Annotated in this window: 20 protein-coding genes; 14 read left to right on the top strand and 6 right to left on the bottom strand. The window is 65.2% G+C overall.

Translation table 11 applies throughout. The features are described 5' to 3' along the window. The 6 genes from ACDP63_RS21425 to iolG all read right to left on the bottom strand — a co-directional run. A partial coding sequence (locus tag ACDP63_RS21425; protein WP_220180859.1) for a biotin carboxylase N-terminal domain-containing protein occupies positions 1 to 99 on the bottom strand: 99 nt, incomplete at its 3' end. A gap of 107 nt (positions 100 to 206) precedes the next feature. Continuing rightward, positions 207 to 1,331, bottom strand: coding sequence for a Gfo/Idh/MocA family protein (locus ACDP63_RS21420; protein ID WP_028710821.1), 1,125 nt, complete (start codon positions 1,329 to 1,331; stop codon positions 207 to 209). A gap of 236 nt (positions 1,332 to 1,567) precedes the next feature. Then, positions 1,568 to 2,536, bottom strand: coding sequence for a hydroxyacid dehydrogenase (locus tag ACDP63_RS21415; protein ID WP_028710820.1), 969 nt, complete (start codon positions 2,534 to 2,536; stop codon positions 1,568 to 1,570). Continuing rightward, entirely contained in the window at positions 2,536 to 3,342 is an 807-nt protein-coding gene (locus ACDP63_RS21410) for an HpcH/HpaI aldolase family protein (protein WP_028710819.1), read from the bottom strand. The genes ACDP63_RS21415 and ACDP63_RS21410 overlap by 1 nt, the downstream gene beginning before the upstream one ends. A 14-nt stretch (positions 3,343 to 3,356) precedes the next feature. Beyond that, the gene (locus tag ACDP63_RS21405; RefSeq protein ID WP_409928616.1) at positions 3,357 to 4,787 is read right to left on the bottom strand and encodes an NAD-dependent succinate-semialdehyde dehydrogenase; all 1,431 of its coding nucleotides are present in this window, start codon (positions 4,785 to 4,787) and stop codon (positions 3,357 to 3,359) included. Positions 4,788 to 4,790: 3 nt separating this feature from the next. Continuing rightward, the gene (iolG, locus tag ACDP63_RS21400) at positions 4,791 to 5,798 is read right to left on the bottom strand and encodes an inositol 2-dehydrogenase (RefSeq protein ID WP_028710817.1); all 1,008 of its coding nucleotides are present in this window, start codon (positions 5,796 to 5,798) and stop codon (positions 4,791 to 4,793) included. 104 nt (positions 5,799 to 5,902) lie between these two features. On the opposite strand from iolG, the gene iolD reads away from it, so the two are divergent. The 14 genes from iolD to ACDP63_RS21330 all read left to right on the top strand — a co-directional run bounded on the left by iolD (position 5,903) and on the right by ACDP63_RS21330 (position 22,517). Continuing rightward, positions 5,903 to 7,774, top strand: a complete 1,872-nt coding sequence (gene iolD, locus ACDP63_RS21395) for a 3D-(3,5/4)-trihydroxycyclohexane-1,2-dione acylhydrolase (decyclizing) (RefSeq protein WP_028710816.1) — start codon at positions 5,903 to 5,905, stop codon at positions 7,772 to 7,774. Continuing rightward, positions 7,775 to 8,668 carry a myo-inosose-2 dehydratase gene (gene iolE / locus ACDP63_RS21390; RefSeq protein ID WP_028710815.1) on the top strand — a complete coding sequence of 298 codons (894 nt, stop codon included), beginning with the start codon at positions 7,775 to 7,777 and terminating at the stop codon, positions 8,666 to 8,668. Next, on the top strand, positions 8,665 to 9,477 hold the full coding sequence (locus ACDP63_RS21385) for an SDR family oxidoreductase (RefSeq protein WP_028710814.1): 813 nt from the start codon (positions 8,665 to 8,667) through the stop codon (positions 9,475 to 9,477). The genes iolE and ACDP63_RS21385 overlap by 4 nt, the downstream gene beginning before the upstream one ends. Before the next feature lie 2 nt (positions 9,478 to 9,479). After that, positions 9,480 to 10,538 carry a sugar phosphate isomerase/epimerase family protein gene (locus ACDP63_RS21380; protein WP_028710813.1) on the top strand — a complete coding sequence of 353 codons (1,059 nt, stop codon included), beginning with the start codon at positions 9,480 to 9,482 and terminating at the stop codon, positions 10,536 to 10,538. Between the two features lie 17 nt (positions 10,539 to 10,555). After that, on the top strand, positions 10,556 to 11,689 hold the full coding sequence (locus ACDP63_RS21375; protein ID WP_036765711.1) for a Gfo/Idh/MocA family protein: 1,134 nt from the start codon (positions 10,556 to 10,558) through the stop codon (positions 11,687 to 11,689). Between the two features lie 616 nt (positions 11,690 to 12,305). Next, positions 12,306 to 12,740, top strand: a complete 435-nt coding sequence (locus ACDP63_RS21370; RefSeq protein WP_074991038.1) for a LysR family transcriptional regulator — start codon at positions 12,306 to 12,308, stop codon at positions 12,738 to 12,740. A gap of 216 nt (positions 12,741 to 12,956) precedes the next feature. Next, a complete protein-coding gene (gene istA / locus ACDP63_RS21365) occupies positions 12,957 to 14,456 on the top strand; it encodes an IS21 family transposase (RefSeq protein WP_409928615.1) in 1,500 nt (499 codons plus the stop codon). Further along, positions 14,456 to 15,184: an IS21-like element helper ATPase IstB gene (gene istB, locus ACDP63_RS21360; RefSeq protein WP_028710811.1), complete on the top strand. Its 729-nt coding sequence runs from the start codon at positions 14,456 to 14,458 to the stop codon at positions 15,182 to 15,184. The genes istA and istB overlap by 1 nt, the downstream gene beginning before the upstream one ends. 180 nt (positions 15,185 to 15,364) lie before the next feature. Next, the gene (locus ACDP63_RS21355) at positions 15,365 to 15,742 is read left to right on the top strand and encodes a hypothetical protein (RefSeq protein ID WP_231493257.1); all 378 of its coding nucleotides are present in this window, start codon (positions 15,365 to 15,367) and stop codon (positions 15,740 to 15,742) included. Between the two features lie 76 nt (positions 15,743 to 15,818). Further along, positions 15,819 to 17,324, top strand: coding sequence for a multicopper oxidase family protein (locus ACDP63_RS21350; protein ID WP_028710809.1), 1,506 nt, complete (start codon positions 15,819 to 15,821; stop codon positions 17,322 to 17,324). A 41-nt stretch (positions 17,325 to 17,365) separates the two neighbouring features. After that, a complete protein-coding gene (locus ACDP63_RS21345) occupies positions 17,366 to 19,765 on the top strand; it encodes a heavy metal translocating P-type ATPase (protein ID WP_074991035.1) in 2,400 nt (799 codons plus the stop codon). A gap of 86 nt (positions 19,766 to 19,851) precedes the next feature. Beyond that, positions 19,852 to 20,337 carry a DUF411 domain-containing protein gene (locus ACDP63_RS21340; protein ID WP_028710807.1) on the top strand — a complete coding sequence of 162 codons (486 nt, stop codon included), beginning with the start codon at positions 19,852 to 19,854 and terminating at the stop codon, positions 20,335 to 20,337. 92 nt (positions 20,338 to 20,429) lie between these two features. Next, positions 20,430 to 20,840 (top strand): hypothetical protein, encoded by a 411-nt coding sequence (locus tag ACDP63_RS21335; RefSeq protein ID WP_143091289.1) that lies wholly within the window; start codon positions 20,430 to 20,432, stop codon positions 20,838 to 20,840. A 123-nt stretch (positions 20,841 to 20,963) separates the two neighbouring features. Continuing rightward, entirely contained in the window at positions 20,964 to 22,517 is a 1,554-nt protein-coding gene (locus ACDP63_RS21330; protein WP_409928614.1) for a DUF305 domain-containing protein, read from the top strand. The last annotated feature ends 176 nt before the right edge of the window (positions 22,518 to 22,693 follow it).

The following is a 22,693-nucleotide window of genomic DNA, read 5'->3' as shown; positions in this document are numbered from 1 at the left end:
GGCATAGACCGCGACCGTCTTCTTGCCCAGCTCGTTCGCAGCCCGCATCACGCGGATCGCAATCTCGCCACGGTTCGCTACCAGAATCTTACGGAACATGCAGAGCCCTTTCGAAAGGGGGGTGCCCGGCGAACAACCGGGCACCCCGGGGGAAGGTGCGAGAAGGTCCCCAGCCGATGCCGCGGGAGGGAGGCGGCAGCGGATTCTCAGGCCGTGACGGCCATCCACTGCCGCACGGCGGAGGAGCGCTGGATCGTCTCGACCAGCCGCTGGATACGCAGACCGGCCGCGAAGCCGAAAGGCTCGGGGATCTCGCCGGAAATGGCGCGCAGATAACCCTCGATCTCGATGGCCTTCAGGTCGTTGAAGCCGATCTGATGGCCGGGGGCGACGCAGAAGCGGCCATAGGGCGGGTGGTCGGGGCTGGCCTCGATGCGGCGGAAGCCGCGCCGGCCGGGGGCGTCGGCGGTCGAATAGAAATGCAGCTCGTTGAAGCGTTCCTGGCTGAAGGTCAGCGCGCCCCTGGTGCCATAGACTTCGAAATCATGCTGCATCTTGCGGCCGGTGGCGATCCAGTTGCCCTCGATGGAGCCCTGCGCGCCATTGGCGAAGCGCAGGAAGGCGCGGCCGACATCGTCCACGGTCACGGCACGCGTGCCGCCCTGGCCGTCGGGGCGCCGGCCGATCATCGTGACGCAATCGCCCATCACCTCGGTGATCGGACCGAGCAGGAATTCGGCCGTGGCCAGCGCATGGCTGCCGATATCGGCCAGCGCGCCGCCACCCGCCGGATCGTGGCGGAAGGTCCAGGGGCCGTCGGCATCGGCCATGTAATCCTCGGCATGCAGCCCGCGATAGCCGCGGATCTCGCCTAGTTCGCCCGCCGCGATCATCTCGCGCGCAAGCCGCAGCATCGGGTTGCAGAGATAGTTGAAACCGACCTGGGTCTTGACGCCCTTGGCCGCCGCCGCATCCGCCATCTGGCGCGCATCCGAGGCCAGCGGCGCCAGCGGTTTTTCGCAATAGACGTGCTTGCCGGCGGAAATGGCGGCCAGGGCCATCTCCTTGTGCAGCGCATTCGGGGCGGTGATGTCGATCACGTCGATCTCGGGGTCCGCGACCATGCTGCGCCAGTCGGCGGTGGCATGGGCAAAGCCGAAATCGGCGGCGGCACGGGCGGCTGCTGCCTCGGTGACGTCGGCGACCGTATGCAGTTCCAGCTGGTAGGGCAGGTCGAAGACCTTCTGCGCGCTGGCGAAACCGAAGACATGGGCCTTGCCCATGAAGCCGGTGCCGATCAGGCCGATACGCAGGACGGGTTTGTCAGACATGGGCAGTATCCGGTTTGAAGTGACGTTGCACTCAGCCGCCATCCAGATGGCGGACGAGACGGCCGATTGACGGGGTTTCGGCACGGCTGCGCGGTGGTGGGCCGTTGTGCGGCGGTGCTGGAAGATCCTGCTCCAGGCGCCGTGGCAGGTCCGATATGAATGCGGCACCGCCGTAACGAAGAACCGTCGCCTGTCCGACGACGGCTCCGAAAGCCGCAAGTCGGCGGTGCATCGTCTCAAGCATGGGCGAAAGTCGGATTGACGATGAGAGCATGGTCAACCGTGCCGTCCAGATAGTCGATCGCGTTCCGGATGGATGCGATGGCCATGCGTTCGCCGCATTCGGCGGTCAGCCCGGCGATATGGGGCGACAGCACCGCGGTCGGCTGGTCGAACAAGGGCGAACCGCTGGGCGGCTCTTCGTCGAAGACATCGACCCCGGCAGCGCCGACCTGGCCCGAGGCCAGCGCCTCGGCCAGCGCCGCCTCGTCCACCACGCCGCCGCGCGCCGTATTGGCAAGGACGACGCCCGGCTTCATCAGGGCGATCTCCCTTGCCCCCAGCACCGGCTTGTCGGCCTTGGGCACATGGATCGAGATGCAATCGGCCCAGGCCAGCCCCTCGTCCAGATCGGTGATCTCTGCCACCGAACCTTCGGGCCAGCCCTTGCGCGAGAGATAGGGGTCATGGGCGCGGACCGTCATCTCGAACCCGGCGGCCATGCGGGCAAGGCGCTGCCCGGTGCGGCCATAGCCGATGATGAGCAGGTTCTTGCCCGAGATTTCCCGCTGTTCCAGCCGGTTGCGCCAGCCCCATTGGCCGGGCTCACGCACCGCGCGGTCGGCCAGCAGCACGCGCTTGGCCCCGGCCAGCAATTGCATCATCGCATGTTCGGCGACCGAGATCGAATTCACGTCGCCGACGATGGTCAGGGCAATGCCGCGTTTGTTCAGCGCGGCGAGATCGACGGCATCGTAGCCGACGCCGTGGCGCGAGACGACCTTCAGCCTTTCGGCCAGCGCGACGGTGGCGGCTGACAGCGGCTGGGTTCGGATCACCAGCGCATCGGCCTTTTGGATCAGCGGCGCGTAGGAGGGTTCCGAGATTTCCTCGACATAATCCACGGTGATGCCGCGGGCGGGGAGTTCGCGCAGCAGCGCCTCTCCGGCGGGATGCAGCTTTCCGGCAACAAGAAGATGCGGCATCAATAGGCTCCTTTCGTGGCGGAGGCGGGGGCGGAGCCGGTCAGGTCGCGCCAGGTCGCGACCGAGGCGCTGGCCGCGCCGGCCAGCAGGCGGGTGTCGCCGCCGACCGTGGTCAGGTCGAACCCCCAGCCTATGGCCCTGGCTGCATATTCCGGTGTGCCGCAATGGATGCAGGCGCGGATGCCGTTCGCCTTGCAGGCGTCCTTGATGCGCTGAAGCAGCGCGATCATCTCGGGCTCCTCGCGGTCGAAGGCGGGGGGCAGGCGGCCTTCCTGCGTGCCCAGCGTGAGGTCCGCCGGGCCGACATAGATGCCGTCGAGGCCGGGCGTCGCCGCGATGGCGTCCAGGTTGTCCATGCCCTGCTGGGTCTCGACCATCGCCAGCGCGAGCACCTGATCGTTCGCCGCCACGCCATAGCCGCCATAGGCGAAGGTGGCGCGGGTCGGGCCGAAGCTGCGCTGGCCATGCGGCGGATAGCGCATGTAGCTGACGAATTCCGCCGCCTCCTCGGCCGAGTTGACCATCGGGCAGATGATGCCCTGCGCGCCGGCGTCCAGCGCCTTCATGATCGCGCCCGGCTCGCGCCAGGGCACGCGGACCATCGGCGTCACGCCCGAGGCCCGCATCGCCTGCAGCATGGGCAGCACGGCGCTGTAGTCCAGCGCGCCGTGCTGGGCGTCGATGGTGATGCTGTCATAGCCTTGCGCTGCCATGATCTCGGCGGTCAGCGGATTGCCGATGGACAGCCAGCCGTTGATTGCGGCGCGCCCCTCGGCCCATTGCTGTTTGAGCTTGTTGGTGAACATCGCGTTTCCTCCCCTCAGAACACGATCTGCGCGAGCTTGGTGTCGAGATAATCCTCGATCCCCTCGATGCCGCCCTCGCGGCCCATGCCGGAATGGTTGGTGCCGCCGAAGGGCGCCTCGGATGCGGCCAGCGCGAAGCTGTTGATGCCGACCATGCCGGCCTTCAGCCCCGCCGACATGCGCCGCGCCCGGTCGGGCGAGCGGGTGAAGGCATAGGCAGACAGCCCCATGTCGGACGCATTGGCGCGCGCCAGCGCCTCGTCCTCGGTCGAGAAGCGGGTGATGGCGGCGATCGGACCGAAGTTCTCCTCGGCAAAGACCCTCATGTCGTCGGTAACATTGGTCAGCACCGTCGGCTCGAAGAAGAAGCCGCTGTTCAGATGCGCCGGACGCTTGCCGCCATGCGCGAGCTTGGCCCCGGCGCGGACGGCATCGGCGACGATTTCCTCGATTTCCGCCAGTCGTCCGCCATTGATCAGCGGGCCCATGCCGGTGTCGGGGTCCATCCCGTCGCCCAGCTTGATCTGCGCCGTCCGCGAAACAAATCCGTCCACGAAGGCGTCGTACAGGCTGTCATGCACGAAGATCCGGTCCGGGGTCACGCAGACCTGCCCGCAATTGGCGAACTTGGTCGGCACGGTCAGGTCCAGCGCGACTTCCAGGTCCGCATCGTCATGGATGATCAGCGGCGCGTTGCCGCCAAGCTCCATCGAAACCTTCTTCACCGTATCGGCGGCATCACGGATCATCTGCTGGCCGACACGGGTTGAGCCGGTCAGGCTGACCTTGCGCACCCGGCTGTCCGCCATGATCGGCGCATAGGTTGCGCCGGTCGAGCCGACGACAAGGTTCACCGCCCCATCGGGCAGTCCCGCCGCACGCAGGCAGTCGACCATCACCATCGCCACGCCCGGCGTCTGCGAGGACGGGCGCAGCACCACCGGGCAGCCGGCGGCCAGCGCCGGAGCCAGCTTGCGGGCGGGCAGGGCGGCGGGGAAGTTCCAGGCGGTGAAGGCGCCGACGATCCCCACCGGCTCGCGCGTCACCTCGAAACGGCCGCCGGGGACGCGGCTGTCGACGATGCGGCCATAGATGCGGCGCGCCTCTTCGGCGAACCAGCGGAACTGGTCGCAGGCAAGGCCCCATTCGCGGCCCGCCTGCGCGATGGGCTTGCCGGTCTCGGCCGAGATCATTCGCGCTGCCTCGTCGGCGCGGCGGATCATCTCGTCCGCGGCCCTGTGCAGCGCGTCGGCGCGGCCGAAACCGCCCATCTCACGCAGTTTCGGCAGGGCGCGGGCTGCGGCGTCCAGTGCCGCCTTCGTGTCCTCGACCGTGGCAAGGGCCAACTGGCCCAACGATTTTTCGGTGACCGGAGAGATGACCTCGCCGCTGGCGGTGCCCTGGGTCCAGCTTCCGTCGATGAACAGTCCGAATTGCGAATACATGGCTTATCCGATTTCCCTGGTTGCGACCGTGCGGCCCTCGGCGGCGGAAAGGATCGCGGCCTCGGCCAGCAGCAGTGCCTGCCGGCCGTCCTCGAACCCGACCGGCACCGGCTTGCCTTGCTCGATGGCATCGACGAAGGCGCTGATCTCGGCGGCAAAGGCATCGGCATAACGGTCGATGAAGAAATTCTTCAGCGGCGTGGCGCGGTCGGTGAATTCCGCGCCATAGAGCCGCACATGATCCAGCGCCCGGTTTTCCGAGATCGCCATGCCTGCGCTGCCGAAAGCCTCGACGCGCTGGTCATAGCCATAGACCGCGCGGCGCGAGTTGGTGATGATCGCCTGCTTGCCCGATTCGGTCTTCAGCACCACCGTCACCGTGTCGTAATCGTCGCAACGCTGCATCAGAGACGGGTCGACCAGGCGCGAGCCGGTGGCGGTGACCTCGGTCACCTCCTCGCCCAGGATGAAGCGGGCCATGTCGAAATCATGGATGGTCATGTCGCGGAAGATGCCGCCCGAGGCCTCGATATAGGCGTCAGGTGCCATGCCGGGATCGCGCGAGGTGATGGTGACCTGATGCAACTCGCCGATCTGGCCCGATTCGATGGCCTTCCGGACCCCGGCATGGCCACTGTCGAAGCGGCGCACGAAGCCCAGCATGATCGGCAGGCTGGTGCCGGCAATTTTCGTTGCACAAGCGTTTACCCGATCCAGCGACAAGTCGATGGGTTTCTCGCACAGGATCGCCTTGCCCGCCGCGACCGACTGCTCGATCAGATCGGCATGGGTGGCGGTAGAGCTGGCGATCAGCACCGCATCCACCTCGGCCGGGGCCAGCGCCGCCTCGACCGAATCGAATTGCGGCACGCCCAGTTGGGCTGCGACTTCGGCGGCTGCGGGGGCATGGATGTCATAGACGCCTGCCAGCCGGGCGCGCGGATGGGCGGCAATGTTTTCGGCATGCATGCGGCCGATGCGGCCGGTGCCGAGGACGACGATTCCTGTCATGGGTTCCTCCCGAAATTCGTTTCGCAATAATCATTGCAGAACTATTGCATTGTCAATCATCATTCCGTATCGTCTGAAAAACACCATCCGCAGGAGGAGGCGAGATGCCACGCAAGACCGTGCGCCTGACCATGGCCCAGGCCCTTGTTCGTTACCTTTGCAACCAGTTCACCGAGATCGAGGGCGCGCGTGTCCCGCTGTTCGCGGGCGTCTTCGGCATCTTCGGCCATGGCAACGTGACCTGCCTGTCCGAAGCCTTGGAGCAGGTGCAGGACCAACTGCCGACCTGGCGCGGCCAGAACGAGCAGAGCATGGCACTGGCCGCCATCGGCTTCGCCAAGGCCAAGCGTCGCCGCCAGCTGATGGTCGCCGCGACCTCGATCGGGCCGGGGGCGCTGAACATGGTGACGGCGGCGGGCGTCGCCATGGCGAACCGCCTGCCGGTGCTGCTGATCGCGGGCGACACCTTCGCGAATCGCCTGCCCGATCCGGTGCTGCAGCAGGTCGAGCATTTCGGCGACCCGACCATCACCGCGAACGATGCCTTCAAATCGGTCGTGCGCTATTGGGACCGCATCACGTTGCCCGAGCAGCTGATCCAGTCGCTGCCGCAGGCGGTAGCAACCATGCTGGACCCCGCCGATTGCGGGCCAGCCTTTATCGGGTTGGCGCAGGACACGCAGGAACTGGCCTATGATTATCCCGAGGCCTTCTTCGAGCCGCGCGTCTGGTCGATTCCGCGCCCGCGTCCCGACCGCGATGCAGTCGCGGCGGCGGCCGAACTGCTGAAAACGGCCAAGAAACCGCTGATCATCTCGGGCGGAGGCGTGCGCTATTCGCTGGCCGAGGACGCCCTGGCCGATTTCGCCGCCAGGCGCGGCATCCCGGTGGTCGAGACCATCGCCGGCAAGGGCGCGCTGACCCATGACCACCCGGTCCATGCCGGGCCCATCGGCATCGTCGGCTCGACCTCGGCCAATGCGCTGGCGAAAGAGGCCGACGTGATCCTGGCCATCGGCACCCGGCTGCAGGATTTCACCACCGGCTCCTGGACGGCCTTTGCCGAGGATGCGCGGTTCATCTCGGTCAACGCCGCGCGCTTCGATGCCATCAAGCATCGGTCGCTGGCCGTGATCGGCGATGCGCTGGAAACCATCGGCGAGTTGGACGCGGCGCTTGGCGATTACGCGGCCGATGCCGGACTGATGAAACGCGCCAAGACCCTGTTCGCCGAATGGAACAAGCTGCTGGACGATCATCAGGCCCCGACCAATGAGCTGGTGCCGTCCTATGCGCAGGTTGTCGGCGTATTGAATAAGGTCGCAGGTCCCAACGACACGCTGATCGCCGCAGCGGGCGGCACGCCGGGCGAGGTGACCAAGGGCTGGCGGGTCAAGAACCCGAACACCTTCGACTGCGAATTCGGCTTTTCCTGCATGGGCTACGAGATCGCGGCCGGCTGGGGCTGCGCCATGGCGCAGGAGGGGCCGGGCGCGACCGGCGGCACGCCCATCGTCATGCTGGGCGACGGCACCTACATGATGATGAACTCGGACATCTATTCGGCGGCGCTGACGGGCCACAAGATGGTCGTGGTGGTCTGCGACAATGGCGGCTTCGCGGTCATCAACCGGCTGCAGCAGGCCAAGGGCGTGCCCGGTTTCAACAACCTGCTGGCCGATTGCCGGATCCGGAACCGAGACAACCCGCTGCATGTCGATTTCGTCAAACATGCCGAGGCGATGGGCGCCCGCGCCGTCAAGGCCGAAAGCCTGGCCGATCTGGAGGGCGCGATGCAGGAGGCGCTGGTCCATGACGGGGTGACGGTGATCTCGATCGTCTCGGATGCCTGGAAATGGGTGCCGGGGGATGCGGATTGGGATGTCGGCGTGCCCGAGATCTCGAACTTCGAAACCGTGCGCGCCGCCCGTGCGGCGCAGGAAAAGATCCGCGAAGCGCAGCGCTTGGGTGTGTAAATGAAAGCAAAACTTGGCATCGCGCCCATCGCGTGGTGGAACGACGATCTGGCCGAACTGTCCGATGACGTCAGCCTGGAGGAATGCCTGCGGCAGGCGTCAGAGGCCGGCTTCACCGGGATGGAGACGGGACGACGTTTCCCGATGGACATGGCCGAACTGGGGCCGATCCTCGACCGTTTCGGCGTTTTGGTCTGCGGCGGCTGGTTCTCGGGCCTGCTGCTGGACGGCGATATCGAGGCGGAAAAGGATCGCATCGCGCAACAGATGGAATTCTTCATCGCTGCGGGCGCGCCCTGCATTGTCTACGGCGAGACCGCGCGCTCCATCCAGGGCGTGCGTTCCGCGCCGCTGGCCACCAAGCCGAAGCTGACCGAGGTCGAGATGGCCGCCTATGGCCGCAAGATCAGCGATTTCGCGGATTGGTGCGCGGGGCAGGGGATGCCGATCTCCTACCACCACCACATGGCGGCGGCGGTCGAGACCGAGGCAGAGCTTGACCTGCTGATGAAGCATTCTTCGGTGCCGCTGCTCTACGATGCGGGCCACATGGCCTTTGCCGGCGGCGACGTGATGCGGGTGATCGAGAACCACCATGCCCGCATCACCCATGTCCATGCCAAGGACATCCGCCGGGCGGTCGTGGACGGGCTGGACTGGGCACGCGAAAGCTTCCTCGATGCGGTGATCAAGGGTGCTTTCACCGTGCCGGGCGATGGCTCGCTGGATTTCGAGGCCATCGTCAAGGCATTGGCGGCCAAGGGCTACGAGGGCTGGTTTGTGGTCGAGGCCGAGCAGGATCCCGTTGCCAATCCGCCGTTGGAGATGGCGAAAAAGGGGCACAAGGAGCTGCTGCGCGTGATGGCGGCGGCAGGCTATGAGGTGGTGAAATGAACCGCATCGATGGAAAAATCGCCGTCGTCACCGGCGGCACGCAGGGGCTAGGGGCGGCCATCGCGCGGCTTTTTGCCGAAGCCGGTGCGGCGGGCATCGTGATCGTCGGCCGAGGCGTCGAGAAAGGGCAGGCGGTCGCGACCGAAATCACGGCGGCCACCGGCGTTCCGGTCGAGATGGTCGCCGCCGACCTGGGCAGGATCGAGGACGTGCAGGCCGTCATCCCCGCCGCCGACAGGCGTTTCGGCCGCGTGGACATCCTGGTCAACGCCGCCGGCCTGACCGACCGCGGCAATCTGTTGAACACCACGCCCGAGCTGTTCGACCGCATGTTCGCGGTCAACACCCGCGCGCCGTTCTTCCTGATGCAGGACGCGGCCAAGGTGATGACCCGCGAAGGCATCGAGGGTCGCATCGTCAATATCGGCTCGATGTCCGCGCTTGTCGGGCAACCCTTTCTTGCGCCCTATGCTGGCTCCAAGGGCGCCTTGGCGACGCTGACCCGTCATGCCGGCTTCGCGCTGATGCGGCACCGGATCCATGTCAACCAGTTGGACATCGGCTGGATGGACTCGGACCACGAACGCGCGCTGGTGCTGTCGGAAACCGGCGATCCCGATTTCATCGACCGCGCGGCGGCGCAGAAGCCCTTTGGCCGCATCCTCGACCCGAAGGAAGTCGCGCGCGCCGTCCTGTGGATGGCGTCCGAGGACAGCGGCATGATGACCGGGGCGGTGATCCCCTTCGACCAGTCCGTCCATGGCGGCTATGACGACGCGCCGGTCCCGGCGGCCAAACTGGAGGCATGACGATGCAGACCATCAAGGGACCGGGCGTTTTCCTGGCCCAGTTCGCAGCCGACGAGGCGCCCTATAACTCGCTGCCCAGCCTGGCGACATGGGCGGCCGACAAGGGCTTCAAGGGCGTCCAGATCCCGACCTGGGACACGCGCCTGATCGACATGGCGAGGGCCGCCGAAAGCGAGACCTATTGCGACGAGATCAAGGGGATGCTGGCCGACAACGGCCTTCAGATCACCGAGTTCGCTTCGCATATCACCGGCCAGCTGGTGGCGGTGCATCCGGCGCATGATGTCATCATGGACAGCTTTGCGCCCGAGCCTGTGCGCGGCAACCCGTCCGCACGTCGCACCTGGGCCGAGGAGCAGCTGCGTTTCGCCGCCCGCGCCTCGAAGCGGCTGGGGATCGACCGGCACGTGACGTTCTCAGGCGCGCTGCTGTGGCCCTATCTCTATCCCTATCCGCAATGGCCTGAGGGGCTGGTCGAGGAAGGCTTCGAGGAACTGGCGAAACGCTGGACGCCGATCCTCGACGATTTCGACGCGCATGGCGTGGATGTCTGCTACGAGATCCACCCCTGCGAGGATCTGCATGACGGCCATTCGTGGGAATATTTCCTGGAAAAGGTCGGGAACCATCCCCGCGCCAACCTGATGTATGACCCCAGCCATTTCGTGCTGCAGGCGCTGGATTATCTGGCCTTCATCGACCACTACCACGAGCGCATCAAGACCTTCCACGTCAAGGATGCGGAGTTCCGCCCGGACGGCAAGTCCGGCGCCTATGGCGGCTATCAGCCATGGAGCAAGCGCGCTGGCCGCTTCCGCTCGCCCGGCGACGGGCAGGTCGATTTCGGGGCGATTTTCACCAAGCTGACCACCCATGGCTTCGACGGCTGGGCGGTGCTGGAATGGGAGTGCTTCGTCAAGAACCCCGAGGACGGCGCCCGCGAAGGCGCGCAGTTCATCGCGGACCACATCATCCGGGTGTCGGACCGCGCCTTCGACGATTTCGTGAAATCCGGCGCCAATCGTAGCGCCAACCGGGCGATGCTGGGGCTGGAGGAATGACCATGTTGCGTCTTGGAATGGTGGGCGGCGGGCAGGGCGCCTATATCGGCAATATCCATCGTCTCGCCTCGCGGCTGGACGGGCAATGGCAGTTGGTGGCCGGGGCCTTCGACGTCGATCCCGAGCGTGGCCGCGCCTTCGCGATCTCGCAGGGGCTCGATCCCGCCCGCAGCTATGGCACCTATGAGGAACTGATCGCGGGCGAGACGGCGCGGGAGGACCGGGTGGACGCGGTGGCGATCTGCACGCCGAACTTCACCCATTACCCGATCGCCAAGGCGCTGATCGAGGCAGGCTTCGACGTGATCTGCGAAAAGCCCCTGACCGCGACGCTGGAGGATGCCGTGGCGCTGGAAAAACTGGCGCGGGAAAGTGGCCGCTTCGTCGGCGTGACCTATACCTATTCCGGCTATCCGATGGTGCACGAGGCCCGCGTCCGCGTCGCCCGTGGCGAGTTGGGCGCGGTCCGCACCGTGCAGGTCGAATATCCGCTGGAATGGATGGCGACCGCCATCGAGCAGTCGGGCAATGCCCAGGCCGCCTGGCGCACCGATCCCAAGAAGAACGGCCGCGGCGGCTCCATCGGCGACATCGGCACCCATGCCTATCACCTGGCGGGCTTCGTCACCGGGCTGAAACTGGAGGCGCTGACCGCCGATCTGGCCACCTTCGTGGGCGGCCGGGCGCTGGACGACAACGCCCATGTGATGATGCGCTATCAGGGCGGGGCGCGGGGACTTCTGTGGTCCTCGCAGGTCGCCATCGGCAATTCCAACGGCGTGCGGCTGCGGGTATTCGGCGAAAAGGGCTCGCTGCAATGGTTCCAGGAGCAGCCGAACGAACTGGTCTTCACGCCGCTGGACGGCCGGGTGCAGGTCATCAAGCGCGGCGCGGACGACCTGTCCGAGGACGCCAGGCTGCGCATCCGCACGCCTCCCGGCCATCCCGAGGGCTATCTGGAAGCTTTCGCCAACCTCTACGCCGGTTTCGCCGAGGCGATCCGCGCCCGGCAAGAAGGACGCGAGCCCGGTCTGCTGGGGCAGAACCTGCCCCTGGCCCATGACGGGCTAAAGGGCGTGGCCTTCGTCGAGACGGTCGTGGACAGCCACGAGGCCGAGGGCCAGCCCTGGCTGACGCCCATGGCGGTCTAAGAATCGAAGGTCCGGCGCGCCGGCAGGCGTAGTGGGGCTAATGATCGTGATGAATGTATTTCGGTAAAGGGCTAAAGATGTGTCAAACGCTCCTTGAGAGAATCGTTTGCAGTAAGAACATCATGTTCGCGAGGGGCTCAGCCTTCCAGCCTCCCGGGGGGCTGATGTATCGAAATTCTGATCAGTTCGTGAGGGCAATACTGCGGCCCAATGGGCGAGCGCCGGACAATATTATACCGAGATTTCCTCCTTCCGCCGCTGAATGCCGATTAACCCGCCGACCAGATTGCGCGAGGTTCGACCGCAAACCTAGGCTCCAAGTCACTCGTAATTAGCTTGGCCGATGACGTTCTTGATCGGCAGGGGCGTTTGAATTTTGCGCCGGAATTGTGCACATGAGCTGATCCATAAAGTATAGCTTAGAAGGCTGATCGAGGTGAAGGGAAGGCGCGCAGAAGTTTAAATGGATCGCCCGGCTATGTGATTTGTTCCCTAAATTTGACGAATTTTATGCTGACATGTTCGCATATGAATTTGCATCCCGTTCTGAAATATTTTTCAGAGTAGTTTAGCAGGCGGGGGTTGGTGTAAATGGAATGCAGGAGGAGAAATATCGTTGCCGGATATCGCCTTCGATTTAAGGTATTTACGTTACGCGATCCTGGTTGCGCAGCATGGAAGTTTTCGCGCGGCTGCCGAAAGCCTCGATCTTTCGCAATCCACGGTGAGCCGCCGCGTCAGGCTGTTGGAGCGGGTGCTCGGGGTGCCGCTGTTCGAACGGGATCACAAGGGCGCAAAGCTGACTCCCGCCGGCCAGCGTTTCATTCAGGACGCCACGGTCGGCGCAAACCTTCTGTCCGACGCGATCAGAGACCTTCAGAACGGTCATCGCGGAGCGGTGGGGGAGATCAGGATCGGGCTGATGCTGTCTCTGGCGGGTGGATTTCTGGCCGATCTGTTGAAGAATTTCCGCGCGCGATATCCGGATGCCGAGATCAAGGTCGAGGAGATGTCGTCCGATTGCGCCAAGATCGGCCTTTTGTGCTGTTGACCGGCGTGGAATAAGGACCCCGCTTCTGGGGTGATCGGCGTCCAAAAGGGACCCCACCGACCGGGGGTTGGTCCATTGTGCTTCCGAGGATTATCGGANTGTTGACCGGCGTGGAATAAGGACCCCGCTTCTGGGGTGATCGGCGTCCAAAAGGGACCCCACCGACCGGGGGTTGGTCCATTGTGCTTCCGAGGATTATCGGAGGCCGAGCGCGGGATGCTGATCGTGGAGACAATCGCAAAAATCAGGCGGCTGCATTTTACCGAGGGCAAGGGGATCAAGACGATCTGCCGCGACCTGAAGCTGTCGAAGAAGGTGGTGCGCAAGGTGATCCGCACCGGGATAACGGAGTTCACCTACAGCCGGACGGTTCAGCCACGCCCGAAGCTGGGTGCCTGGCTTGAGGAACTGAGCCGGCTGTTGGCGATCAATGCGGCTCGTGGGCGCCGGGAACGCCTGACGCTGATCCAGATCTACGAGGAACTGCGCGGCCTTGGCTATGAAGGCGGGTATGATGCGGTCCGCCGCTACGCCTCGGTCTGGGCGCGCACTCAAAGCTCCGGTGCCTCGTCCGCCTTCGTGCCGCTGAGTTTTGCCCCCGGCGAAGCCTATCAGTTCGACTGGAGCCACGAGGTTGTCCTGATCGATGGGGCGACCACCACGATCAAGGTGGCGCATGTTCGCCTGTGCCACAGCCGGATGTTCTTCGTGCGGGCCTATCCTCGCGAGACGCAGGAGATGGTGTTCGATGCCCATGATCGGGCTTTCGCCTTCTTCAAGGGCACCTGCACCCGCGGGATCTACGACAATATGAAGACGGCGGTGGAGACCATCTTCGTCGGCAAGGAACGCCTCTACAATCGTCGGTTCCTGCAGATGGCCAGCCATTATCTGGTCGAGCCCGTCGCCTGCACCCCGGCCTCGGGCTGGGAGAAGGGTCAGGTGGAGAGCCAGGTCGGCACGGTCCGCCAACGGTTCTTCTCACCCCGGGTCAGGGTCAAGAGCTACGAGGAACTGAATGCCTGGCTGCTGGACAAGTGCATCGCCTCGGCCAGGAGCAGCAAGCATCCCGAACTGACGGACAAGACCGTCTGGGAAGTCTTTCAGCAAGAGCGCCCGCACCTCGTCCCTTATGCCGGGCGCTTCGACGGCTTCCACTCGCTGCCTGCGGCGGTATCGAAGACCTGCCTCGTGCGGTTCGACAACAACAAATACTCCGTCGCGGCAACGGCTGTCGGGCGGCCGGTCGAGATCCGGGCCTATGCGGAGCGGATCGAGATCCGGCAGGAAGGGCGGCTGGTCGGGGACCATCCCCGTCACTTCGGGCGGGGCCGGACAATCTACAATCCCTGGCACTATGTGCCGGTCCTGCTTCGCAAACCCGGGGCGCTGCGCAATGGCGCACCGTTCAAGGACTGGGTTCTGCCCGGCGCCCTCGAGCAGATCCGCCGCAAGCTGCAGGGCTCCTCGGACGGCGACCGCCAGATGGTGAAGATCCTCGGCGCCGTGCTGACGGAGGGGGTTCCCGCCGTGCAGAAGGCCTGTGCCGAAGCGCTCTCGCAGGGCGTCCACTCCGCCGATGTGATCCTCAACATCCTGTCCCGCAGGCGCGACCCGGAGCCGCCACCCTTGCTGCTCACCTCTCCGGCCCTGCGCCTGACCCATGAACCGAAGGCAGACTGTGCCCGCTATGACCTGCTGCGGAGGGCCGGCTGATGGATCGTGCAGAGATCATGGCAGCGATGGGCGAACTGAAGCTCTACGGCATGCGCGCCGCCTACGACGAACTCATGGCGGTGGCTGTGCGCCGTCAGCATGAACCCCGCCAGATCGTTGGTGATCTTTTGGCCGCCGAGATCAACGAGAAGAAGGCGCGGTCGGTCAAATACCAGATCACCACCGCCAAGCTGCCCTATGCCCGGGAGATCGAGGAGTTCACCTTCGATGATACGCCGATCAACGAGACGCTGGTGCGCGATCTGACCAGCGGGGAATTCCTCAGCCAGCAGCGCAATGTCGTGCTGGTTGGTGGCACCGGGACCGGCAAGACCCATATCTCCGTGGCGATCGCGCGAGCCGTCATCCGCAACGGCGCCCGGGGCCGCTTCTTCAATGTTGTGGATCTCGTGAACAGGCTGGAGGCCGAGGTCCGTGCAGGGCGGGCGGGCCGCCTGGCCGAACATCTCATGCGACTCGACTTCGTCATCCTCGATGAACTCGGCTACCTGCCATTCGCCCAATCCGGCGGCCAGTTGCTGTTCCATCTGGTCAGCAAGCTCTACGAGCAGACTTCCGTCATCGTCACCACCAACCTGGCATTCGGGGAGTGGCCGACCGTCTTCGGAGACGCGAAGATGACCACCGCGCTGCTCGACCGTCTCACTCACCATTGCGACATCGTCGAAACCGGCAACGACAGCTGGCGCATCAAAACACGAGCCTGACCGCCCGCCAAAACGCAGGCCCGCGTCGGCTGCGCCAGCTGGAAAGCTACGCCGCCACGGGCCTGCTCACCACATCGCCAGAGGGGGCCCTTTTGGACGCCGATAAGGGGGCACTCTTCAACGCCGATTGACAGATGAACTTCTGCCGGAGGTTTGATGCCGCAAGCAATGGACATTCCCGTGACCAGTGCCTATCTTTCCTACATGTTTGCGCGCCTTGTCACCATGCTTGCCGTACTCGCGGTCGCCGTCATGACGACGGTGACTTTCGCGCATGCGGCGCGCATGAGCACAGAGCAAGATCACGCGGCGCATGTCGGCGAGATGATGCACGATACGGCCAGCAGCGAGCATTCCTGTGACCGCGATCATCACTGCGGATCAGTCGATGCCGGAAGCTGCGAGTTGCTTTGCGCCGGGCTTTCAGTCGTCGTGACCTCGAGCGAAGGCACTGAGCAGGGTTACTTGCCCGCCAGCCATGACCTACCCTCCGATGCAATCGACACCAGTCGGGCACCTGGACTGAACGAACGACCTCCCAAGCTGCGTCTCCTCTGATCGCACGCCCGGGCTCAGGCCCGTGGCGTTCTGTCGGTTTTTGATGAACGGGACGAGTTGTCCCGAGGAGACGACCATGAATACTCTTTCGCGACGCGGCTTTCTCGCCGCTGGCGCGGCCATGCTGGCCTATGCATATCTGCCCCGGATCGCGTCAGCGCAGGATGCTGCTCCTCTGTCACTCCACGCCGCCAGCCGAGTGCTGGACATCGACGGTCGCGCCGCCGCCGTCTGGGGGCTGGCCGGGCCGGCCGGACAGGGGCTGACACTCGAGCCCGGTGCGCGGTTCCGAGTGGATCTGCGCAACGATCTCGATGTTGACACACTGATCCACTGGCACGGCCAGATCCCGCCGCACGCACAGGATGGCGTGCCCGATATGCCTTTGCCGATGCTCGCCCCCGGCGACACCCGCGTCTATGACTTCGCGCCAATGCCCGGCACTTACTGGATGCACGCGCATGTGCCACTGCACGAGATGCGCCTGCTGGCCGCGCCGCTGATCGTGCACAGCGCCGAGGATGTCGCTGCCGATCGGCAGGAGGTTGTGCTGTTCCTGCACGATTTCTCGTTCAAGGCGCCCGAGGAGGTGATGGCCGAGATCACCGCCGGTCATGGCGCTGCGATTGGTCATGGAAGCCATGGTGCGGGCATGGGCGACATGGGTCACGGCGCATTGGGAAACATGCCAACGGGCAGCATGGCAGGCATGGATCACGGCGCCATGGGCGGGATGATGGGGATGGGTGCTATGGGCGACATCGCCATGGACCTCAACGACTACGACTGGGACGCCTACCTTGCCAATGACCGCACGCTGTCGGACCCCGAGGTGGTGCAGGTCGAGCGCGGCGGCCGTATTCGTCTGCGGGTAATCAACGCAGCCGCCGCCACGGTGTTCTGGATCGACACCGGGGGCGCGCCCGCGCGTCTGGTGGCGGTCGATGGCCATGCGGTTCAGCCGCTGTCGGGCACACGGTTCGGTCTGGCCATGGGCCAGCGGCTCGATCTGGAAATCGACCTTCCGCAGGAAGGTGGTGCCTGGCCAATCCTTGCGTTGCGCGAAGGCGCGCGCGAACGCACCGGCCTGATCTTGGTCACTCCGGGTGCCAAAATCGGGCGCATCGAGGCTATGGCCGAGGCCGAAGCCCCCGCCTTCGACACCGATCTTGCACAGGAATCGCGTCTGATCGCCGCCGATGCTTTGTCGGACCGAGCGGTGGACCGAAGCCACATGGTGATGCTGGGCGGTTCCATGCAGCCCTACGTCTGGACGATCAACGGCGCCGTCTGGGGCCAGCATCGCCCGTTTGCGGCGCGCGACGGCGAACGGGTCGTGCTGTCCTTCCACAACATGTCGATGATGGGCCACCCGATGCATCTGCACGGGCATGTGTTCCAGGTCGTCGGGCTGAACGGACGTGCGGTCCGGGGCGCGCTGCGCGACACGGTCTATGTGCCGTCGATGTCGATGGTCGATATCGCGCTCGACGCCGGCGAGGCCGCGCGCTGGATGTTGCACTGTCATCACATGCCGCATCTCGAGACCGGCATGATGACCGAATTCGCAGTGAGCGCATAATCGGGCGGTGGCCGAGGGCAAGACGTCGAGGAGGCGTGAAAATGACCAACAAGACTGAACACGATCATCAGCACCACGATCATTCGGCTCACGTTCATGTGCACGATCGCGCACATGACCGCGCAGCCGTCGCGCCGGACAATGCCTACAAGATAAAGGACCCGGTCTGCGGCATGATGGTCGATCCCCACACGACCCAGCACAAGGCGGAACATGCCGGCAGGCCCTATTACTTCTGCTCGGCCGGGTGCCGCGCGAAGTTCCTGGCCGATCAGGAACGCTATCTCGACCCCACCGCGGCGACGGAAAGGGCGGAGTCTGTGCCAGATGGGACGATCTACACCTGCCCGATGCATCCCGAGATCCGGCGGGTCGGTCCCGGGTCATGCCCGATCTGCGGCATGGCGCTGGAACCGGTGCTGGTCAGCATTGATGCAGGACCCAACGAGGAACTGATCGATATGACGCGCCGGTTCCGGTTCGGTCTGGCGCTGGCGATCCCGGTGGTGATCCTCGAGATGGGTGGCCATTTCCTCGGCCTGAACCACTATGTCGGCCAGCGGACCTCCAATTGGCTGCAGCTGATCCTGGCGACGCCGGCTGTTCTCTGGGCCGGTTGGCCGTTCTTCCAGCGCGGCTGGCAGTCGCTGGTCAATCGCAGCCTCAACATGTTCACCCTGATTGCCATGGGCACCGGGACAGCCTGGATCTACAGCATCATTGCCACGCTGGCGCCGGGCATCTTCCCGGATGCCTTCCGCCAGCATGACGGCTCGGTCGCAGTCTATTTTGAGGCCGCGGCGGTCATTACCGTACTGGTGCTGCTGGGCCAGGTGCTGGAGTTGCGCGCGCGAGAGAGCACCAGTGGCGCGATCCGCACGCTCTTGGACCTCGCGCCTAAGACCGCGCGGATCATCCGTGACGACGGCACCGAGGAGGAGGTGCAACTCGACACCGTTCATGTCGGCGACCGGCTGCGAGTGCGGCCGGGCGAGAAGATGCCAGTCGATGGCGAGGTGCTGGAGGGCCGCAGCGCCGTCGATGAATCGATGGTGACGGGCGAGTCGATGCCGGTGACTAAAGAGGTCGGTTCCAAGGCCATCGGCGGCACGATGAACCAGTCCGGCGCGCTGGTGATCGAAGCCCGCAAGGTCGGGCGCGATACCATGCTGTCGCAGATCGTGCAGCTTGTTGCCGAGGCGCAGCGCAGCCGCGCGCCGATCCAGCGGCTGGCCGATCAGGTATCGGGCTGGTTCGTCCCGGCGGTGATCGTCGTCGCGGTGCTGGCCTTCATCTCCTGGTCGATCTGGGGGCCGGAGCCGCGCTTCTCCTTCGGTCTGATCGCGGCGGTGTCGGTCCTCATCATCGCCTGTCCCTGCGCGCTGGGGCTGGCCACGCCGATGTCGATCATGGTCGGTGTCGGGCGCGGGGCGCAGGCCGGCGTTCTGATCAAGAACGCCGAGGCACTGGAGTTGATGGAGAAAGTCGAAACCATCGTCGTGGATAAGACCGGCACCCTGACCGAGGGGCGGCCCGCCATCACCGCCATCGTTCCCGCCGCGGGCTTTTCCGAGGACGAGGCGCTGCGCCTTGCCGCGAGCGTCGAGCGGGCAAGTGAGCATCCACTGGCGCTCGCCATCGTGCGTGCGGCGGAAGAGCGCGGCATCGCATCCGCGCCTGTCGCGGATTTCGACTCGCCCACCGGCAAGGGCGCCTATGGCACGGTCGAGGGCAAACGTATCCCCCTTGGTAATGCAAAGTTCCTCGCCGAGCAGGGCGTCGATGTCGCGCCCTTGGCCGATGAGGCCGACCGGCTGCGCGAGGATGGGGCGACGGCGATCTTCATGGGCGTCGATGGGCAGGCGGCAGCGATCTTCGCCATCGCCGATCCGGTCAAGCCATCGACCCCTAAGGCGCTGGCCGCCCTAAAGGCGCAAGGTATCCGTGTGGTCATGCTGACGGGCGACAACTGGACCACCGCGAAGGCGGTTGCCCGCCGGCTCGGCATCGACGAGGTCGAGGCCGAGGTGCTGCCCGACCAGAAGAGCGCGGTCGTGCAGCGGCACAGGGCGGCAGGCGAGGTCGTGGCGATGGCGGGCGACGGCGTCAACGACGCGCCCGCGCTGGCCGCAGCCGACGTCGGCATCGCCATGGGCACTGGCACTGACGTGGCGATGGAGAGCGCGGGCGTCACGCTGCTCAAGGGCGATCTTACCGGGATCGTCCGCGCCCGCCGTCTGTCTGCGGCCGTCATGGGCAACATCCGCCAGAACCTGTTCTTCGCCTTCATCTACAACGCGCTCGGCGTGCCGGTGGCGGCCGGGGTGCTCTATCCGGTCTTCGGCCTCCTGCTGTCGCCGATCATCGCGGCGGCGGCCATGGCGCTGTCCTCGGTCAGCGTCATCGCCAATGCCGCGCGGCTGCGGAGGGTGAAGCTGTGACGATCGGCCGTACCCGCTCACTCCTACGTGCATCGCGTCCGGATCGTGACGACGAGACAATGCAATTCATGAAACGAGGTTCGACAATGAGAATCGATCACCCCATCACCCGCCGCACCATTTTGGCGGCGGTCGGCGCCCTCCCGCTGCTGATGTCCACCATCGGCCGGGGGCATGCCGAAGCCCTGCCGCTGGTGAGCGTCACCAAGGATCCGTCCTGCGGCTGCTGCGACGGCTGGGCCGCGCATATCGAGGCCGCAGGGTTCCCGGTGCGAGTCGTGGAATCCGCCGATATGGGCAACCTCAAACAGCGGCTCGGCGTGCCGGCGGAACTGGCCTCTTGCCACACCGCTGAGGTGGGCGGCTATGTGGTCGAGGGCCATGTGCCCGCCGCCGCGATCCGCCGCCTGCTGGCCGAGCGACCCGACGCGACGGGGCTGGCCGTTCCCGGAATGCCACCCGGCTCGCCCGGCATGGATTTCCCGGGCGTCGATCCCGAGCCGTATGAAGCGTTCCTGTTCGGCCCGACCACGCGGAGCTTCGGGCTCTTCCTCGGTCTGCGGGAAATCTGACGCGGTGCTTCCGACATGACCGCCCGGTTTGCGAATGATCCGAAACAGCACCCGGCTGAGGCTGCTTGCCTCCACCAACAGGAAGGTGACGCATGACCGGGCGGGCACGAGCTGTTTTCCGAACAGGCTGCGGCCGATTGCGACAATTTGCGGTTTGCATCCTGCTGCTGGCCATCGGCGCCCTGTTTCTACAGGCCGCGGCACATGCCAGCCCCGCCGGTCACGCCATCCACCAGCAACAGGCTGCCGGCACGGCAAGCCACTGCGCCGGCCATTACCTGCCGGACGATCTTGGCGCGGATCCAGGTGGTGGCTGCGTGAAAGCCGACGGTAGCCCAGATTTGGCGGATTGCTGCCAGATCTGCCTGACCGCCGCGGTGCTCGTCGCGCCGCCGGGGCTCGGTCCGCCCGTGAGTGGCGAGGCCTTCACGGTTGTGCGCCCTGATCTGCATGACCGATCACCCGAAGGCATCCTGAGGCCGCCACGTCTCATCTCTGCGTGATGCGCAGGGATCGCCGCAAGTTGTCTGCGGGCGATCCGGCGCCAGTCCGAAAGACCGCACGAACAGATGGAGACGCGCGCCCGTAAGCCCGGGCCGGCGCTCCAGAACCAAAGGATGAAAACAATGAACCGAACTGCTATGGCCCTTGCTGTCAGCCTACTGGCAGGCTTGCCAGATACTGCCCTTGCTCAGGCTGGGCATGATACTCACCATCCGACAACACCGCCTGGGCAGGCCGAACAGGTGCCCGCGCCAACGCCGCCCGCGGGCCAGATGCCCGCCATGCAAGGGATGATGCCCGAGCAGTGCCGTGCCATGATGCAGGCCATGATCCCGGAATGCATGGACGCGATGCACCAGATGATGCAGGGCGAGAAGATGCAGGGGATGATGGGCGCGCCGGATGCCGAAGCGGCTCCGGCAAGCGAAAACCTTCGAGACTTCACGCGGGCCTATGTCGAGGCGATGGACGCGATGCACGCGCCGATGATGGACGGCGTCATGGCCGATGATCCGGATGTCGCCTTCGTCCGCGGCATGATCCCGCATCACCAGGGCGCGATCGACATGGCGAAGATCGTCCAGCAATACGGCGACGATCCGCAAACGAAAGAATGGGCCGCACAGATCATCGATGCGCAGGAACGCGAGATCGCCGAAATGCAAGCATGGCTGGCGACGAAGGCCGGCGATGCGCTGGCCACACTCGCTCGGACCGGGGGGACCGTCTGGTCCGCCAACGAAGGCGGCAACTCCATCAGCGCCATCGATCTCGGCACCGGGGCGGTCCAGACCGTTTCCATCCCGGTCGCGCCGCACAACGTCGATCTGACGCCTGACGGCAAGCAGCTGCTCGCGGTCGGCGATCCCGCCGCCGAGGGGGATCACGGGTCCGGAGAACACGGTCACGGCGCGGAAGGCGCGACCGAGGGTCAGCTGGTCATCCTCGATCCGAAGAACTTCTCGACGCCCACGGCGATTATTGCAGTAGGTTTGCACCCGGCCCATGTGGTCGCCGACCGGCAGGGGCGCGCTTTTGTCTCACTGGCCGGCGGCGACGAGATCGCCGTGGTCGACCTCGCAAAGGCTGAGGTCATCGGGCGCATCCCGACTGGTGGTTATCCGCACGGACTGCGGCTCAGCCCGGACGAGAGGCAGCTTTACGTTGCCAATGTCGAGGAGGGGTCCGTGTCCGTGATCGACACGCAGGCACTTTCCGAGGTTGCGCGCATTCCGGTCGGGGTTGCGCCCGTGCAGGTCGCATTCACGCCTTCGGGCGATCGGGTCTATGTCTCGCTTCGCGACGAGAACCGCGTCGCCGTCATCGACACCGCATCCCGCGAGATGACGAACAGGATCGACGTCGGCCCGAACCCGATTCAAACGTTCGTGACGCCGGATGGGGCCTATGTCTATGTTGCCAACCAGGGCACCGAGGCGGAGCCGAACGATACCGTGTCGGTGATCGACACCGCGACTGGCCAGGTAGTGAAGACCCTCACAACCGGCAGCGGCGCTCATGGCGTGTCCGTATCGGCCGATGGGGCATTCGTGTTCGTGACCAACATTGCCGACGATACCGTATCGGTCATCGACGTGGGGAGCCAGGAAGTGGTCACGACAGTGCCTGTCGGCGATCGCCCGAATGGCATCGTCTACGGTAGCGGAAGCCGATAGTTGGCAGGTGCCGGAGCGCATGCGCTCCGGCACCCAATCTAGAGAACGTTGCTGATTTATTAGGGATGCCAATAGAGGTGGACCCGCCTGGTGAGACAGTTTGGCGGCTTGGCTAAGGTGGATCGGGTTGGTTTCTATGCCGCCAGTCGCTCCGTCATTTCCGCCGTAGCATAGAC

This window comes from Paracoccus sp. P2, assembly GCF_046335115.1.
GTDB classification, from domain to species: Bacteria; Pseudomonadota; Alphaproteobacteria; order Rhodobacterales; family Rhodobacteraceae; genus Paracoccus; species Paracoccus pantotrophus.
The sequence above is the reverse complement of the archived record's forward strand: the minus strand, read 5'-3'. Positions and strand labels throughout refer to the sequence as shown.